Annotated in this window: 12 protein-coding genes; 1 reads left to right on the top strand and 11 read right to left on the bottom strand. The window is 67.2% G+C overall.

Going from position 1 to position 16,234, the window contains the following annotated elements:
- Window positions 1-71 precede the first annotated feature (71 nt).
- Window positions 72-1,316, top strand: a complete 1,245-nt coding sequence (locus tag BVG12_RS01580; RefSeq protein WP_075790861.1) for an alpha-hydroxy acid oxidase — start codon at window positions 72-74, stop codon at window positions 1,314-1,316.
- Window positions 1,317-1,400: 84 nt separating this feature from the next.
- Here the strand turns inward: BVG12_RS01580 and BVG12_RS01575 are convergent, their stop codons facing one another.
- The 11 genes from BVG12_RS01575 to BVG12_RS01525 all read right to left on the bottom strand — a co-directional run bounded on the left by BVG12_RS01575 (window position 1,401) and on the right by BVG12_RS01525 (window position 16,067).
- A complete protein-coding gene (locus BVG12_RS01575) occupies window positions 1,401-2,189 on the bottom strand; it encodes an SDR family NAD(P)-dependent oxidoreductase (protein ID WP_075790860.1) in 789 nt (262 codons plus the stop codon).
- Window positions 2,186-3,913 carry a methyl-accepting chemotaxis protein gene (locus tag BVG12_RS01570; protein ID WP_169926775.1) on the bottom strand — a complete coding sequence of 576 codons (1,728 nt, stop codon included), beginning with the start codon at window positions 3,911-3,913 and terminating at the stop codon, window positions 2,186-2,188. The genes BVG12_RS01575 and BVG12_RS01570 overlap by 4 nt, the downstream gene beginning before the upstream one ends.
- Before the next feature lie 130 nt (window positions 3,914-4,043).
- Window positions 4,044-5,579, bottom strand: coding sequence for an AMP-binding protein (locus tag BVG12_RS01565; RefSeq protein ID WP_083684357.1), 1,536 nt, complete (start codon window positions 5,577-5,579; stop codon window positions 4,044-4,046).
- A gap of 1 nt (window position 5,580) precedes the next feature.
- Entirely contained in the window at window positions 5,581-6,273 is a 693-nt protein-coding gene (locus tag BVG12_RS01560; protein ID WP_156895489.1) for a phenylacetate--CoA ligase family protein, read from the bottom strand.
- Window positions 6,270-7,583 (bottom strand): phenylacetate--CoA ligase family protein, encoded by a 1,314-nt coding sequence (locus BVG12_RS01555; RefSeq protein WP_083684354.1) that lies wholly within the window; start codon window positions 7,581-7,583, stop codon window positions 6,270-6,272. The genes BVG12_RS01560 and BVG12_RS01555 overlap by 4 nt, the downstream gene beginning before the upstream one ends.
- 25 nt (window positions 7,584-7,608) lie before the next feature.
- Complete coding sequence (locus BVG12_RS01550; protein WP_075790856.1) at window positions 7,609-8,052, bottom strand: Zn-ribbon domain-containing OB-fold protein; 444 nt, start codon at window positions 8,050-8,052, stop codon at window positions 7,609-7,611.
- A gap of 2 nt (window positions 8,053-8,054) precedes the next feature.
- A complete protein-coding gene (locus BVG12_RS01545) occupies window positions 8,055-9,221 on the bottom strand; it encodes a thiolase C-terminal domain-containing protein (RefSeq protein WP_075790855.1) in 1,167 nt (388 codons plus the stop codon).
- Window positions 9,222-9,246: 25 nt separating this feature from the next.
- Window positions 9,247-11,778 (bottom strand): efflux RND transporter permease subunit, encoded by a 2,532-nt coding sequence (locus BVG12_RS01540; RefSeq protein WP_075790854.1) that lies wholly within the window; start codon window positions 11,776-11,778, stop codon window positions 9,247-9,249.
- 59 nt (window positions 11,779-11,837) lie between these two features.
- On the bottom strand, window positions 11,838-12,941 hold the full coding sequence (locus tag BVG12_RS01535) for a WD40/YVTN/BNR-like repeat-containing protein (protein WP_156895488.1): 1,104 nt from the start codon (window positions 12,939-12,941) through the stop codon (window positions 11,838-11,840).
- 77 nt (window positions 12,942-13,018) lie between these two features.
- Entirely contained in the window at window positions 13,019-14,395 is a 1,377-nt protein-coding gene (locus BVG12_RS01530; RefSeq protein WP_083684350.1) for a DUF1329 domain-containing protein, read from the bottom strand.
- Between the two features lie 19 nt (window positions 14,396-14,414).
- Window positions 14,415-16,067, bottom strand: coding sequence for a DUF1302 domain-containing protein (locus BVG12_RS01525; RefSeq protein WP_083684347.1), 1,653 nt, complete (start codon window positions 16,065-16,067; stop codon window positions 14,415-14,417).
- Window positions 16,068-16,234 lie beyond the last annotated feature (167 nt).

Genomic DNA, 16,234 nt, shown 5'->3' with positions numbered 1-16,234 from the left:
ATCCGGAATTGGATTATCAGTTAGGCTCCTTAGAATAGTCCGCAAAACAACCGGACCTTCAGGAGACCACCTTGCACCTCCAGCAAACCGCCGACCTGGGCGATATCGTGCGCCTGGCGCGCCGCCGCATCCCGCGATTCGCATTCGATTTCCTCGACAGTGGCGCCGGCGAGGACGGCTGCGTGCGGCGCAATGCCGGCGCTTTCGAGAACGTGCTGCTGCGCCCGCGCTACCTGCGCGGCGTGAGCGCGGCAAGGGCGCGCACGGAGACCGAGCTGTTTGGCCGCAGCTATGCGCTGCCGTTCGGCCTGGCGCCCACCGGGATGAACCACCTGATCTGGCCGGGATCGGACCTGATGCTGGCCCGGCTTGCGGCGGCCGCCAACATCCCACTGGTGAACAGCACGCAGGCGAGCCGCAGCATCGAGGACGTTGCCGCCGCGGCCCCGGACGTGACCTGGTTCCAGCTCTACCCGCGCGTGGACGACGCCGTCAACGCCGACATGCTGCGCCGCGCCTGGGATGCCGGCGTGCGCGTGCTGGTGGTGACGGTCGACCTGCCCGGGGCGCCCAACCGCAACCGCGACTTTCGCAATGGATTTGGCGGCGTTCCTTTTCGATTCGGTCGTAACCTTGCGCTGGACGCGCTGACGCATCCGCGCTGGCTGCTGGGATGGCTGCGCCACGGCTCGTTCAGCTTCGCCAATCTCGCCCCCTATATCGGCTCCGGCACCGGCAACGCCACGCTGATGAAGATGGCGCGCAGTACCAAGTTCGATTTCTCCTGGAGCGACCTGCAGCAGCTGCGCAGGCTGTGGCGCGGCCAGCTGGTCGTCAAGGGCATCCTCGACGGCGAGGACGCCGCGCTGGCGGTGCGCGAGGGCGTCGACGGGGTGTGGGTATCCAACCACGGCGGCCGCCAGCTCGAATCCGCGCCTGCCGCGCTGCACTGCCTGCCGCAGGTGGTGGACGCGGTGCAGGGGCGGGCCAGGGTCTTGTTCGACAGCGGCGTGCGCAGCGGAGAAGACGTCGTCAAGGCGCTCGCACTGGGGGCGGATTTCGTGTTCCTGGGCCGTAGCCTGCTGTATGGCGCCGCCGCCGGCGGCGCGCCGGGTGCGGCGCGCGTGCTGGAGCTGTACCGCAAGGACCTCGTACGCACGATGACGCAGATCGGCTGTCCGGCGGCGACGCTGCTGGACCGGGATGCGCTGTGGGCCCCGGCCGGCAGGACGGCAGCCGCGGCTGGCGCCGCACCGGGGGGCGACCGCCCGTTCAACATGATGGCGGGACAGGCAGCCATCCAGACCTTGCCGTGAACCGGAGGCCGTCGTTTGCCGCCGCCGCGCGGATTGTTTGCGCGGCGCGCACCGCGAGTGTTCTTACGGAACCAGCCGTTCGGCTCAGGCCAGCATCGCACCGCCATCGACCACGACGGTCTGGCCGGTGACGAAATCGCCACCGCGGCCGGCCAGGTAGATCACGGCCGCGGCGATCTCTTCCGGCGTGCCCCAGCGGCCCAGCGGAATCCGCTTTGCGACCGCCGCGCGCATCGGCGAACCGGCGGCATCGAAGGCCTCCAGCTTTTCGGTGGCGATCGGTCCGGGCAGCACGGCGTTCACCAGGATGCCGTGCGGCGCCAGCTCCAGCGCGGCGTCGGCCGTCAGGCGGTTGACCGCCGCCTTCGACGCGTTGTAGGCCGCGCGGTCGGGCACGGAGGAACGGATCGACGCATTCGACGAAATATTGATGATGCGCCCGTATCCCTGCGCCTTCATGGCCCTGGCGGCCTCGCGCAGGCACAGGAACGTGCCGCGCAGGTTGGTGCGCTGGATGGCGTCCCACTCGGCGCCGCTGGTCGACAGGATGGCGCCCGCCGGGAAGATGCCGGCATTGTTGACCAGGATGTCGATGCGCCCCAGGCGCTCGCCGGCCAGGGCCATGGCGGACACCACCGAGGCTTCGTCGTCGACGTCCAGGCGCAACGCGCACGCCCGCCCGCCGGCCGCGCCGATCGCCTCGGCCACGCCCTGCGCCGCAGCCTCGTTGCGGGCGCCGACGGCCACCGTGGCGCCGGCGTCGGCCAGCAGGCCCGCGATCTCGCGTCCGATCCCGGCGCCGGCACCGGTCACGAGCGCTGTGCGCCCATCCAGTCCAAACAGCTTTTGCAGCAGAAGTTGCTTCGTTGTCATGCGGGGCTCCCTGTCTTGTCCATCTGCAGATCGGCGGCGGCCGCCGACCCAGCCAGGCCCAGCGAGGCCCGCATGCCGCCGTACCCGGGCAGCACCGGCGTCCCTTCGCCCGCTTCGGCCGGCGCATCCACGCGGAACACGCCGACGGCCCGGTCCAGCGCGAGTGCTTGGGATTTCAATTCCTCGCTGGCACCGAACGCCTCCTCCACCATCGCCGCATTCTGCTGCGTCACCTCATCCATCTGGCGGATCGACTCGTTGACCGATCCGATGCCCACGCTCTGTTCGCGGCTCGCTGCGGTGATGTCGCCGATCAGCCGTGCCACGGTCTGCACGGATTCCACGACCTCGTCCATGGTGCGGCCCGCATTGTCGACCAGCCCGGCGCCGACGTCCACGTTCGCCACCGACGCGCCGATCAGCGCCTTGATTTCCTTGGCCGACGCCGCCGAACGGTGGGCCAGGTTGCGTACTTCGGCGGCCACCACCGCGAAGCCGCGGCCCTGGTCGCCCGCGCGCGCCGCTTCCACCGCCGCGTTCAGCGCCAGGATATTGGTCTGGAACGCGATGCCGTCGACCACCCCGATGATGTCGGCGATGCGCTGGGACGACTGCTTGATCAGTTCCATGGTCTGCACCACCTGCGCGACCACCTCGCCGCCACGGGCGGCCGTTGCGGCGGCGGTCTGCGCCTGCCGGTGCGCCAGTTCCGCATTCGCCGCAGTGTGGCTGACGTTGCCCGCCAACTGGTTCAGCGAGGACGCGCTTGCGCCCAGTGCGTCGGCCTGCTGCTCGGTGCGGGCCGACAGGCTGGCGGTGGCCGCCGCGATCTCGTGGGAAGCGACATTGATCGAGCCCGTGCCCTGCCTGACCTGGCGCACGATGCCGGCCAGGCTGGCGTTCATCTCGCTCAGGGACCGCAGCAGCATCCCGGTCTCGTCCTTGCCGCCGGCGGGAATGGCGACGGTCAGGTCGCCCGCGGCCACCGTGTGCGCCACCGCCACCGCCTGCTTCAGCGGGTTGGTGATCGCGCGGGACACCAGCAGCGCGACCGCGACCGCCGCGGCGCTGCCGGCGCCCGTCAGCGCCAGCATGAGCACAAGCGCGCGCCGTGCCAGCTCGCTGGCACGGTCGCCCTCTTGCGCGGCGAGCTCTTCGTGCTGGCCGATCATGGTATCCAGGCTTTGCAGGTAGGCCATGGCGGACGGCTGCAGCTCGGTGTCGAGCACGGTGCGCGCCTGCTCCATGGCCTGTTGCGGGTCGCCGTCCTTCAGCGCCGCGACGAAACGCGCCAGTTTCGGTGCGAAGTCCGCATACGCCTGCTTCAGCTCCGCCGTGCGCTGCCGTTCTTCCGGCCGCAGGAACGGCGCCTTCTCCAGCTTGGCCATGCCTTCGGCCACGAACCGGGTCGCCTGGTCGATGGTCGCCAGCTCGCCGCCGATACTCTGAGGATCCCCGATGGCCACGATCTTGTTGGCCGCTGCCTGGATGTCGCGGAAGTCGTTCTTGACCGTGGCGATGGTCACGCCGTGCGGGATGCGTTCCCGCACCAGCACGTCGATGCCGGCGTTGACGCGGTACAGCACCAGCGTGCCGACCGCAGTCACGGCGACCATGCCGAGGATCGTAAGGCCGAAGCCTGCGCCCAGCCGCCGCCCGATGGTCCAGTCGGCCATGAACCGCGCGGCTCTCCAGCGCGGCAGCCTGATCGAAAGTCGTTTCACGTTTGTCTCCAGGTTCTGATGGGTGTGGGGCGCCGCGCGCATCGCGCCATGTCGATCGGCGGATGCGCGGGCTGCTGCGTATGGGTGTGGCCGGCCCCGCGCGCTCAGGCAACGCGCGGGCGGCGCTGGATCAGCCGGCCGACGGGTAGCCGCCACCGCCATGCGCGGCATCGACCGCCGCGCGGTCCAGCTGGAAGTCGGCGCCGCGCGGCAGCGACTCGACGAAGGTCACGATCTTCGGCTTCTTGTACGACGCCATGCGGGCGCGGCAATGCTCGATCAGCGCTTCGGCGGTCGCGCTCTGGCCTGGCTTGAGCACCACCAGCGCCTTCACGTTCTGGGTCCACACCGGGTCGGGTACCCCGATCACGCAGACGTCCTGCACCGCGGCGACGCCGCGCAGGCAGGCTTCGACTTCGGCCGGATAGATGTTTTCCACGCCGGACTTGATCATGGTGGTCTTGGGGCCGACGAACACGATCGAGCCGTCGTCGAGCCGCTTGCCGAGGTCGCGGGTGCGGTGCCAGCCGTCGCGCGAACGACGCGCATTTTCGTCGGAACGATCGTAATAGCCGCTCATCACCTGCGCCCCGCGCGCGCAGATCTCGCCGACCGTGTTCGGCGGCAGTTCCTTGCCGTCGTCGTCGGCGATCCGGACCTGGATCAGCGGCGAAGGACGACCCGCACCCTCTCCGCCCAGCCAGCCCATCACGGCGAAGCCCATGAGTTCGGTCTGGCCATAGACCGTCGGCTTGCGGTTGAACGGCACGCCGGCCGGCATCACGAGCGGATTGGCCCATTCCGGCGCCAGCGGCGAGGACCACAGGCTGCTGACGTCGTACTTGCCGTCGGCATTGATGCGGCGGATCTGCTCGATGGTCGGCTGGGCCACGAACGCATGGGTGACGCGCTCGCGCGCGATGTTCTGCAGCATTTCCTCGGCGTCGACCCGGGCCAGGAATACGTTGCGCCCGCCGAAGGTGAATACCGCCAGGGTCGACATCATCGTCCCCAGGTGGAACAGCGGCCCCGAATTGAGGAAGACGGATTGCTCCGTGATCGACTCGGCATGGGCGATCATCAGGCTCTGGTACAGCAGCGTCGAATGCGGCAGCAGCGCGGCGTTCGGCCGGCCGTCGAAGGCCGCGGTGTAGATGGCCAGCACCGGCAGTTCGGCGTCGATGCGCAGGTCGTCGTCGTCCTCGCCGGCCGCGGCCAGCCACGCCTCGTAGCCCTGCTCGTCCCCGCCGTCATGCTGCACCCACACGCAACGGTGGGCCGCCAGTTCGCGGCAGCGCGCCACTTCGGCACCGATCTCGGCCTGCTGCCAGATCGCCACGCGCGGCTTGAAGTCGTCCACCGCGTGCGCCATCTCGACGCCGCTCATGCGCCAGTTCAGCGGGCAGAACACGGCACCCAGCTTGGCCGCCGCCAGCAGTCCCTCGAGCAGCCGGAACGAGTTCTGGCCCAGCCACAGGACGCGTTCGCCCTGGACCACGCCGCGCGCGCGCAGCGCATTGGCCAGGCGCGTCACGCGCGCATCCAGCTGCGGCCACGTCAGGCGCACGTCGCCGTCGACCGCCGCGATCATCTGCGGGCGCGAACGCCGGTGTTCGCGCAGGATGTCGCCAAGTCCGTGCATGCGCACGGTCGGGTAGTCGTTCATGTCAATCTCCTGTGACGACGCGGGGATCGGGATTGCCGCACTTGCACACGCCATGCACGACATGGCCATGAACGCCGGTGTGCAGGCGCTCGAATTCGTGCGCGCGCTCCAGGCGGCTGCTGAGCACCACCTCGCCGTCGACCTCGTCGACGGTCCACTCGAAGCGGTCGATGTGAACGCCGGCGCCTTCGCGGCATTCAAGCGCGACCGCCGGGCCGATTTCCATCCAGCGGTACACCTTCAGGCCCGGCAAGGCCGCCAGGCGCTGGTAGGCGGCCGGCCGCGCCCAGACGATCTTGTCCGCGAACAGCCTGGCGGGATCGTGGCCGAGGCGCTCCAGCCCGTCCAGCGTGGCCTCGGTGATGCCGATCGCCGCCACCAGCTCGAAGCGGCGCAGGATCGATTCGACCCGCCCGGCATCGAAGGGCGACGAGTCCGCCGATACCACCACCATCCCGTAGGACATGACGGCGCGTTCCGCCCCCATGAGCTGGGCGCCTTCGTCCATCAGGCCCGTGACCAGCACGTTGCTGCCCGCGCGGAAGTGGAAGGTGCTCAGCACCCGCACCATCGCGCGGCGCGAGCGCTCGAGTTCCAGGGCGGAGTAAGGCAGCAGGCGGCGCTTGCCGTCCGCCGTGAAGTAGCGCCCCACCGCCATGGTGCAGGCCGAGCTTGCGTAGTCTTGTGTGCTCATGGTTTGACGACCCTCGGGATCTTGTTGGGTGGACCGTTCTTCAGCAGTTCGGCGTTCGGCAGCAGCTGCACCTCGACGGGGATGCCCAGCGCGGCCGAGAACGCCTCCTTGACGCGGGCGCCCAGGTCCGCTTCGCTGCCGGTCAGCGTGGCGGGCGCATACCCCACGCGCAGGCGCAGCGTGTCGGCCTCGCGCGCGGCCCGCACGAGCTGGAACAGGCCGGTGCAGGTTTCCGGGAATTGCTGCATCAGCGGGAAGATATCGAGTGGCAGCACCGAGCGGCCCTGGATGATCATCTCGTCGCCCTTGCGGCCCAGCGGCTTCATGCGGCCGTGCGTGCGGCCGCAGGTGCAGGGCTTCCTGGTGAAGCGGATCAGGTCGTCGGTGCGGTAACGGATCAGGGGCGCCACGTCGTCCATCAGCGCCGTCACCACCAGCTCGCCGCGCTCGCCGTCGGCCACCGGCTGGTCGCCGGCGGGATCGAGGTGCTCGATCAGGGCGATGTCTTCCCAGGTGTGCATGCCGTCGTGCGCCTTGCACTCCATGGTGGTGGCCAGGTCGCCCAGCGAGCTCAGCTCGAAGATTTCCAGGCCCCAGGACTCGACGATGGCGCGCAGGTTCGGGCTCATCGGCTCGCCGCCGAAGACGGCGCCCTGGTAGGAGGAGAACGCCTCGCGCAGGTCGTCGCCGGTGCTCTTCTGGTACGCGTCCAGCGTGATGATCAGGGGCGTCGACAGCATGAACATCGCTTTCGGGCGCAGCTGGCGCGACACCTCGACCAGGTGCGGCATCTCGCTCGGCAAGTGCTGGATGGTGACCGGCCGCATGCCCGAGTCCAGCCACTTGTCGGCGTTCAGGCCTTCGCGGAAGGTGAACAGCACGTAGGCGAAATAATCGGTCGGGCGCACGCCCATCTGCCACAGTTCGCGCTTGAGTCCGACCAGGGCGATATGGTCCTCGGACCGCGGCAGCGGCGTCGGGTCGCCCGTGGTGCCGGACGTGAAGCCGACGCCGCGCAGGTGGGGCGCGCCGGTGCAGACCAGGCCGCCGAACGGGTCGCCGTGCTGGTCGCGGAAGCGGCGGATCATGTCCTTGTCGATGAAGGGCACCTTGGCCTTGAAGTCGGCCAGAGAGCGGATGTCGGTGGGCTTCACGCCGGCGTCGTCCCAGACCGCCTTCACCAGCGGCGAGCGGTGGTAGGCGTAGGGCACGAGCTGCAGGATGCGCGCCTCCTGCAATTGCTCGATCTGTTCGCGCGGCATGGTCTCGACATCGGGGTCGAAATACCTGTCGGCTTCTCGTTTGTTCATGTTCTTGTCTCCTTGAATACTGCTGTCATTCGGCCAGGACGAAACGCGCGACCGTCACGCCATCGGCCCGGTCGTGCCAGCTTACCTCGACCGCCGCGCCCACGCGCAAGGCGTCGAGCGGTGCACCGACCACGTTCGAGATCAGCCGGTGGCCGCCGGCTCCTTCCAGTTCGACGACCGCCGGCACGTAGGGCACGCAATCGTTCATCGCCTCGATCAGCGGGAAGCGCACCACCGTGTACGAATACAGCGTGCCGCGGCCCGACAGCGGCTTCCAGGCGATGTCCTGGGACAGGCAATGGTGGCAGAACGGCGCCCCCAGTTCGCGCGCGGCGCCGCAGGCGGTGCAGGTCGGCCACACCAGGCGGTGTTCGCGCGCCGCCTGCCAGTAAGGCTCGGTCCACTGGTCCGTCGCCAGTTCGAACAGGCTGTCCGGCGGCGCCTTGGATACGAGTACGGGTTCAGTCACGCTTATCTCCTCAAAAGTAATCCGCTGACCGGCAGCGAGGCCGGCCCGCCGGTGACGAGCGCGATCTCGGCGCCGTCGACCTGGTTCACGGCCGTGCCGCGCATCTGCTCCACGGCTTCGCGCAGGTGCGTCATGCCGACGGCGTAGGCCTCGGACAGGTTGCCGCCGTGGGTATTGACCGGGATGCTGCCGCCGCGGTAGCGGATATTGCCCGCTTCGACGAAGGCCCCGCCCTCGCCGCGCTCGCAGAAGCCGTAGTCCTCCAGCTGCATGACGACCATCGGCGAAAAGTGGTCGTAGATTTCGGCCACGTCGACGTCGGCCGGGGTGATGCCGGCATCGCGGTACAGGTGCTGCGCCACCGAGGCGTGGCCGCCGGAGGCGAAATACGCTTCCGGCATGTTCATCGAGGCGATCGCCCTGCCCCACTCGCGCCGCCCGCCGTGTTCCGCGGCCATCACGTAGACGGGCTTCTGGCGCAGGTCGCGCGCGCGCTCGGCGCTGGTCAGCACGACCGCGATGGCGATGTCGTTCTCGAGGCAGAAATCGTAGCGGCACAAGGGATCGGCGATCATCGGCGCCTTGAAGTACTCCTCCAGCGTCAGCTCGGTCCTGAAGCGGGCTTCAGGGCGCGTCATGGCGTTCAGGCGGCCGGACATGGCCACCTCGGCGAAGGCTTCGCGCCGGGTCCCGTACAGGTGCATGTGGCGCCGGGCCAGCATGGCGAAGAAATGGCCGGGGCCCACCAGGCCGGACGAGGTATAGAAGGCCTTGTCGGGTGTCGGTTCGACGCGCGACATGATGGATCCGTAGCGCTTGCCGGCCGGTTGCTGCATGCAGAACACCACGACCATGGTATCGGCCATGCCGGCCACGATGGCCGAGGCGGCCAATCCCACCGCGCCCACCGAGCCGCCGCCGCCACTGGTCACCATGGCCGAGTAGCGCACTTCCGGGATGCCCAGCGTTTCCATCAGCGCCGGGGTGTCGAAGCCGCCGGAATAGTAGGCGAAGCCGTTGATGTCCCTGACGTTCAGGCCGGCGTCCTGCACCGCCGCGATGATGGCCTTGCAGCCCATCTCGTTCATGGTCTGCGGGTGCGATTCGCCGCGCCGGTAGTAGGGCGTGGCGCCCACGCCAACGATGGCTGTCTTGTTACTGATGCTCATGGTCGATCTTTCCTTGCTGATGAATTCAGATGCCGGACTTGAGACGCATGCGACGCGCGCGCCTGGCGGTCTCGGGGGCCGGCTGGCCGGGCGCTGCGGCGGCGGCAACCGGCGCCCGCTGCTGACCGACGCCCTTGAGCAGGAACGCCGACAATGCCGGGATCAGGGTCAGCGCACCCACCATGTTCCATACGAACATGAAGGTCAACAGGATGCCCATGTCGGCCTGGAACTTGATCGGCGACCAGGCCCAGGTGACCACGGCCGCCGCCATCGTGAAGCCGATGAGGGCCACGACCTTGCCGGTCAGCTGCAATGCGCGCTGGTAGGCCTGGGCCAGCGGCATCCCGGCCCGCTGCGCCGCCAGCTGCACGCTCAGCAGGTACAGCGCATAGTCCACGCCCACGCCCACGCCCAGCGCGATCACCGGCAGGGTCGCCACCTTGACGCCGATCCCCAGCGCCACCATCAGGGCCTCGCACAGGAACGACGTGATCAACAGCGGCACGATGGCCACCACCACCGCGCGCCAGTTGCGGAAGGCGATGAAGCACAGCAGGATGACGGCCAGGTACAGCAGGCCGAGCATGCGGTAGTTGGCGGCCTTCACGACGGTATTGGTGGCCGCCTCGATGCCGGCCGTTCCCGCCGCCAGCAGGAACTGGCGCTCCTTGGTGTCGTGCGCGCGGGCGAACGCCTCGGCCGCCGCGACCACGCGGTTCAGCGTCGCGGCCTTGTGGTCGGCCAGGTAGGCGACGACCGGCAGCAGCGAGCAGTCGGCGTTGACCAGCTCCGGGCTGCTCAGCGCGACATTCGAAATCGCCACGCCCGCCACCGAGGAATTGGAACTGATGCTCATCCATTTGGGATTGCCCTCGAACTGGCCGGACGTGATCACGCGCATCGAATTCGGCGCCGACATCACCGCCTGCACCCCCGGCACATGACGCAGCTCCCACGCCAGGCGCTCGGTCTCGACCAGGGTGTCATAGGTCCGGCACCGGTCCGGGGCGGTCTTGACCATGACCGCGAACTGGTCGCTCGACAGGCCGTAATGCGCATTCACGTAGGCCACGTCGCGGTTGTAGCGCGAATCGGCGCGCAGCTCCGGCGCGCCCGGATCGAGGTCGCCGATCTGCAGCCTGGTCAGGCTGACGCCGGCGGCGCCGATACCGGCCAGCACGGCCACCACCACGACCGGCAATGCAAGCCTGCGCTCGGTCAGGCGTGCGAGGACGTTCCAGATGCGGCCGATGCCGCCGCCCTTGCTGCTGGCAGTGTCGTAGCGCAGGCTGCGCAACGCGGCCTTGCGGCTCACGCCGGTGTAGGACAGCGCCACCGGCACCAGGAACAGCTTGGTGAACACCAGGATCAGCACCCCGATGCTGGTGGTGATCGCCAGGTCCTTGATGGCGGGGATGTCGATGATCATCAGCACGGCGAAGCCGACCACATTGGTCAACAGGGCCGTCAGCCCGGCCAGGAACAGGCGGCGGAACGTGTAGCGCGCCGCCACGTACTTGTGGGTGCCGCGGCCGACGTCCTGCATGATCCCGTTCATCTTTTGCGCGCCGTGCGACAGGCCGATGGCGAAGATCAGGAACGGGACCAGGATCGAATATGGGTCGAGGTCGTAGCCCAGCAGGTGCAGCAGGCCAAGCAGCCACACTACGCCAAGGGTCGCCACCGCGACCAGCAGGACAGTGCTGCGCAGGCAGCGCGTGTACAGGTAGATGTTGGCGGCGGCGATGGCGGCCGACACCAGGAAGAAGCCGACCACTTTCTCCAGACCCGCGATGAGGTCGCCCACCAGCTTGGCGAAGCCGATCACATGGATCTTGATCTTGCCGCTCTGCAGGCCGTGCAGCTCGCGGTCCAGCCGTTGCGCCATCTCGTACTTGGCACGCACATCCTTGTCGAGCATCCGCGACAGCATGGTGTAGTCGAGCGGCTTGCCGGTCTCGGGCAGCGTGTCAAGCAGCGGCACCGTGATCATGCTCGATTTCAGGTCGGTCGCCACCAGGCCGCCCGGCAGGCCGGCACGGATCACGTTGTTGCGCAGCTGCTCGATCGCGCGCGGCGACCCATCGTAGGCATCCGGCATCACGGGACCGCCACGGTAGCCCTCCTCGCTGACCTCCGTCCAGCGCACCAGCGGTGTCCACAGCGACTTCATCCAGGCACGGTCCACACCCGGAGTCAGGAACAGCCGGTCGTTGATCTGCTTGAGTACCTCTAGGTATTCCGGATCGTAGATGTCGCCCTGGGTGTTCTCGACCACGATGCGCAGTGAATTGCCCATGCCCTTGAGCGACTGCAGGTTGTCGAAGTAATTCTTGACGAAGGGATGGGACTGCGGAATGGTGCGTGCGTAGCTGGCGTTGACGGTCAGCTTCGTAGCGTGCCAGCCGAGGAACAGCGAGATCGCCGCGCACACCACCAGCACCGTGATGCGGTGGTTGAAGATCAGCCGTTCCAGCCAGTTGCCGGATTGTTTGTCAAAATCCTCGACCCGCTGGATGACCGGCAGTTCGATGTCGTCGATTGAAGCACTCATGATTTAATTCCAATGTATCGGCGCAGGTGCGCCGCGGCCCGTCTGGGTCCGTGGGGCGCCTAGGGTACGTTCGTCCCGATCGCCACGACCGTGCTGCCGCGCAGCCCGACCGCGAGCACGGTACCGGGTGCCGCCGGTGTCACGCCGGCGAACAGCATGGTGTCTCGCGGCGCGAGCGGCGCGATGCGGGCGCCGTCGGCGCTGGCCACCAGCAGCTTGCCGTCCTGGGTGGCCAGGACCATGCGGCCGTCCGCCAGCACGGTCCCCGCGTTAATGCCGGCATGTACCCCGGTCTGCACCGGTTGCCAGTGCGTGCCGCCGTCGGCGCTACGGTAGGCGACGCCGCCCAGGCCATAGGCCAGCAGCACCTCGTCATTGCCGACGATGCCGAAGAAGGAGCCACGATAGCCGGTGTCGAGCGCTTCGAACCGCGCGCCGCCCGACTTCAGGCGAAACACCGTGCCCTGCTCGGCGGCGATGTACAGCGTCTGGCCGACGGCCGTGATGGCATTCAGGTGATAGCCCTTGGGGTTGTCGACGCGCTCCATCCATGGCAACCAGGACTTGCCGCCGTCCTCAGTCTTCATGATGGAGTTGAACGCGCCCACGACATACCCTTCGCGCTCGTTCAAAAAATGTACGCCCAGCCAGGGCAGCTCGGGGCCGTTTGTCGTATTTGCGCGCGCATCCGCGAGCGTCTTGGCGATCCCCGGGTCGCCGTGCGCGGCAAGCGCCTCGTAATAACGCACGGTGGCGGCGCCGAGCGAGCGACCATCGGCCTGGCGTACCCAAGTACGGCCGCCATCGCTGCTGTGCAGGATAACGCCACCGTGGCCCACCGCCCATCCCTGGGCCGGGGTGGGAAAGCCGAGGGCGACGAGATCTACGCTGACCGGCACCGTGGCCTGGGTCCAGTGCCTGCCCTGGTCGTCGGATATCACGATATGGCCGCGCCAACCGGCGGCAACCAGGCGCTGCCCGGCATGGGCGACCGCAATCAGTGGCGAGACCGCCGCATAAGGCGTGGCGCGGGCAGCTATGTCCAGTGGCGGCACAAACGCGGGCGTCGGCGCCGGCACGGACGCTGGTGCGGCGGCATGCAAGACAGATGCGGCGCCGCAGCCAAGCGCAGCGAGCATGACGGTGATGGGGGTCGCTCTCACGGCGATGTCTCCGGTGTTTGTTATGCTGTGTTCGCTGCGCCGGCACTGTCACGTGCCGGCGCGCATGGCGCTGCGGGTTACCGCAGGCCGGACGACGCTAGCGATTCAGGCGTAAGCGAACGCTCTGGACGACGTTCGTTCAGCTTGCGATAAAAGCCGCCGTCCGTGATGCCGATCAGGTTCACTGCGGCGTACTGCGACTTCGGCAGATCGTAGCTGATGAAGAACGAGGCGCTGATCCACGTTCCGGTCGTGTAGTCCGGCAGCGAGCAGCTGTGCTGCACGCGCGTCATCTTGCCCGAACTATCGTACACTTCGGTCGCCAGCACCGTCCAGGAATCCTCGTCGATATAGAAGGTGCGCTTGGGTGCAACGTGGCGTTTCCCGGGCTTGAGCGTGGCCTGTACAACCCATACACGGCGCAGTTCGAAGCGCATGACGTCGGGATTGATGTACTGCTTGCCGAGGATCTTCGCTTTGTTAGTGCCGAACAACAACGCATAGGTATTCGACGGAACGTATTTTTCTTCGCGGCCGACGAGCTTGAAATCATAACGGTCCATCTTTCCCGAAAACAGGCCGATCTCGTCGAAGTTCATGGCGCCCCCCATTTGCGCCGATGGCGCGTCGTAGGCGAACTCGGGTGCGAGACGAACCCGACGCTGGCCGGGCGTGTAAGACCAAGTACGCTGGTCCATCTGGTCGCTCTGCAAGGGATAGAACACCATTGTTACATTGCCAGCGTCGCGTGCCGGTCCCAGGGACAGGTTGACGAAGCGCTGAAAATACTGCCCGGCACCCTCGTAGCGACTAACGTCGGAATCAAAATACGGATAGTCCGAATAGGCCTGCGACTGGTTCAGCAAGGTCTCACCGGAAGGGCTGACCAGTACCGACTCTGCCCGGTACTCGCTCGTAGCCCGCCAGCGCGCGACGTGGTTCCACATGACCTCGTAGCCGTTGTGCGGAATGGGGAACGCCACACCGCCCCAGCAGCCGCGCAGTCCAACCCCATCCGGCGTGGTCTTGCATTCGGGATTGGCGGCGTTCTTGATCGAGGCCTGCTGGATGGCCTTGGGCATCTCGGGGAAGCTGCGGTGGGTCGGATAGATGTCCATCCGATAACCCGGAAAGCGCCGGATCAGCTCCTGCTGGCCGGGGGTCAGCTTGTCCGCATATTGCTGGGCGTTCTTCGCATCGATCGAGAACAGCGGCTTTTCACCGACATAGGGATCGGGAAGCTTGGGCGCTGGGGTGATGCCGGCCGGCGTCTTGGTGAGGCCGCCCGTGTAAGCAGGGATGCTGCCGTCCTTATTGCCGGCCTTTTCGGCGCCCCAGGCGGTCAGCGTGGTGCCGAGCTGCTTGAGTTCTTCCGGGGTGGCGGTCGCACCTGCGCCGCCACCGACCAGCGCCGCGACGGCCGCGGCGAGCATTCGATGGTTCAGTTTCATCATGCTGTCTCCAATGTTTGTATTAGAACGATGCTTTGACAGTGAGCGACACCCAGCCGCGATCGTTGGTGGTGTAGCCCGGCTGCCCCGAAGCGGCGACACCGTTGACCACCTTGGCAATCGGCGAGTAGGTATCGGCATAACGCAGCGACACGATGCACGACTTGCGGACGTCGGCCTCGATCCCGAGCGACCACGAGAACACACCTTCGTTCACCCCGCCGAAGGCAGACGAGTTGCCGCGCAGTCCTTTGGAAAACGTCAGGGGTACGGTCAGGTCGACGCCGTCGAACACGCCCAGGTATTGCGGCGCGATCCGCAGCGCGACGCCGACTGCGTTGCGGGTGGCACAGCCATCCTTGCGGGTATTGCCGGTGCCGCAGGCGGCGGTACCCTCGCCGCGGTACAGGCTGGCGTTGCGGGTCACCTTGTCCAGGTGTTCGAAATTCAATTCGGCGGCCACGACGCCAGTATCCCACAGCGGTGCGTTCGGCAGCGAGAACGTGGTGTTGACGTCGCCGTGCCAGGTGTTGCCTCGTGCACCTTCAGCCACGGCCGCCAGCGGTATCGATTGCAGGCCGGCGTTGCGGCGCATGGCCAGTTCGGCACCGACAGCATAAGGGCCGATGGTGCCGTCGTAGCTCAGGCCGATCAGCTTGGTACCTTGCGGATAGACGGCGCGGTATTGCAGCGGCGCGGCCGGATTGCGCAGCAGCCAGAACAGCTTCTCGTCGAAACCGCGGTAGTACAGGCCGATGGTCGCGCCATTGAATCCCTCCGGAGTCCACTTCGCATTGACGCCCCAGTTGCCGCTGTTGCCGGGCTTGTCGTCGACGCCGTGCACGAACGGCAGGCTGCCGCCGAGCTGCGGGCCACTGAGCAGGAAATCGGTACTCCCCAGGTAGGTGCCGCCTTCCGGAATACGCGTTTCCTTCCACTCCAAGTAGTACTGCGCGTTGAGCGACACGGTGTCGGAGACCTGGGTCTGGACGTTCAACTGGGTCAGCGGCAGGAAGGTTTCCTTCACTTCGATCCCCGGGTTGGCCGCCGCCTTGCGGCCGTCGACCGGCTGCTGGCCGTAGGCGATGCCGCCGCCGTAGAACAGCGCCATGCCCCAGTAGGTGCTCAGGCGACCCGTCTTGACCGCCACCGGCATGCCGGCCACATCGAAATTGCCAAATGCGAAGGCGTCCAGCAGTTCGCCCGACGGGCCATGGTAGTAGCGGTCGGTAAAGCTGCTGTACTTGTTGCCGATGTAGCTCGACGGACTGTTCAGCGCGGGATTCGTGTTGACCGTGTCGTTGCGGTAAGCGTGGTCGTACCAGGCGGCGGCGGAGATGCGGGCGCCGAAATCGCGCTTGTAGACGATGTCCATCTCGCTGAACAGGTCGAGCCGGTTGGCGACGAGCTGCCCCTTGTCGAACTTGAAATCGCCCTCGTCCGCCGTGGGGTTGTTGGCGATGCGCGGATCGCGTCCTTCGGCACGCACGCCGACAAGGTAGCGTAGCGTGTTGTCCCAACGGATCGACAGGTCGGGGTTGCCCGTCGCGATTTCCACCGCCGAGGCAGTCGAGGCGACGCCTCCCAGCATCGCCACCGCGAGGCAAGCCGCCAGCGGCGACATCCTGGGTTGTTTGCCGAACATGGACGCCTGGCGTCCGGTCTCCTTGTGCATTCTTATTCTCCTAGTCGGGCATCGCTGCCACTGGTCTGGTATGACGTTGTCGTGCGCTGCCGGTCAGCATTTTTGTGGCCAGGACCCTGTCTCCGAAGTCCTGTTGCGCGACCCGGCGCGATCTAAATATAACATAAAGATATATATGATTGAGATCTTTTATTTGG

Origin of the sequence: Massilia putida, assembly GCF_001941825.1 — a bacterium.
Lineage (GTDB): Bacteria > Pseudomonadota > Gammaproteobacteria > Burkholderiales > Burkholderiaceae_D > Telluria > Telluria putida.
The sequence above is the reverse complement of the archived record's forward strand: the minus strand, read 5'-3'. Positions and strand labels throughout refer to the sequence as shown.

Excerpts from the sequence above, each read along its gene's own strand:
- BVG12_RS01575 (WP_075790860.1), bottom strand. The coding sequence starts at position 2,189 with ATGACAACGAAGCAACTTCTGCTGCAAAAGCTGTTTGGACTGGATGGG.
- BVG12_RS01565 (WP_083684357.1), bottom strand. The coding sequence starts at position 5,579 with ATGAACGACTACCCGACCGTGCGCATGCACGGACTTGGCGACATCCTG.
- BVG12_RS01560 (WP_156895489.1), bottom strand. The coding sequence starts at position 6,273 with ATGAGCACACAAGACTACGCAAGCTCGGCCTGCACCATGGCGGTGGGG.
- BVG12_RS01555 (WP_083684354.1), bottom strand. The coding sequence starts at position 7,583 with ATGAACAAACGAGAAGCCGACAGGTATTTCGACCCCGATGTCGAGACC.
- BVG12_RS01545 (WP_075790855.1), bottom strand. The coding sequence starts at position 9,221 with ATGAGCATCAGTAACAAGACAGCCATCGTTGGCGTGGGCGCCACGCCC.
- BVG12_RS01540 (WP_075790854.1), bottom strand. The coding sequence starts at position 11,778 with ATGAGTGCTTCAATCGACGACATCGAACTGCCGGTCATCCAGCGGGTC.
- BVG12_RS01530 (WP_083684350.1), bottom strand. The coding sequence starts at position 14,395 with ATGATGAAACTGAACCATCGAATGCTCGCCGCGGCCGTCGCGGCGCTG.
- BVG12_RS01525 (WP_083684347.1), bottom strand. The coding sequence starts at position 16,067 with ATGCACAAGGAGACCGGACGCCAGGCGTCCATGTTCGGCAAACAACCC.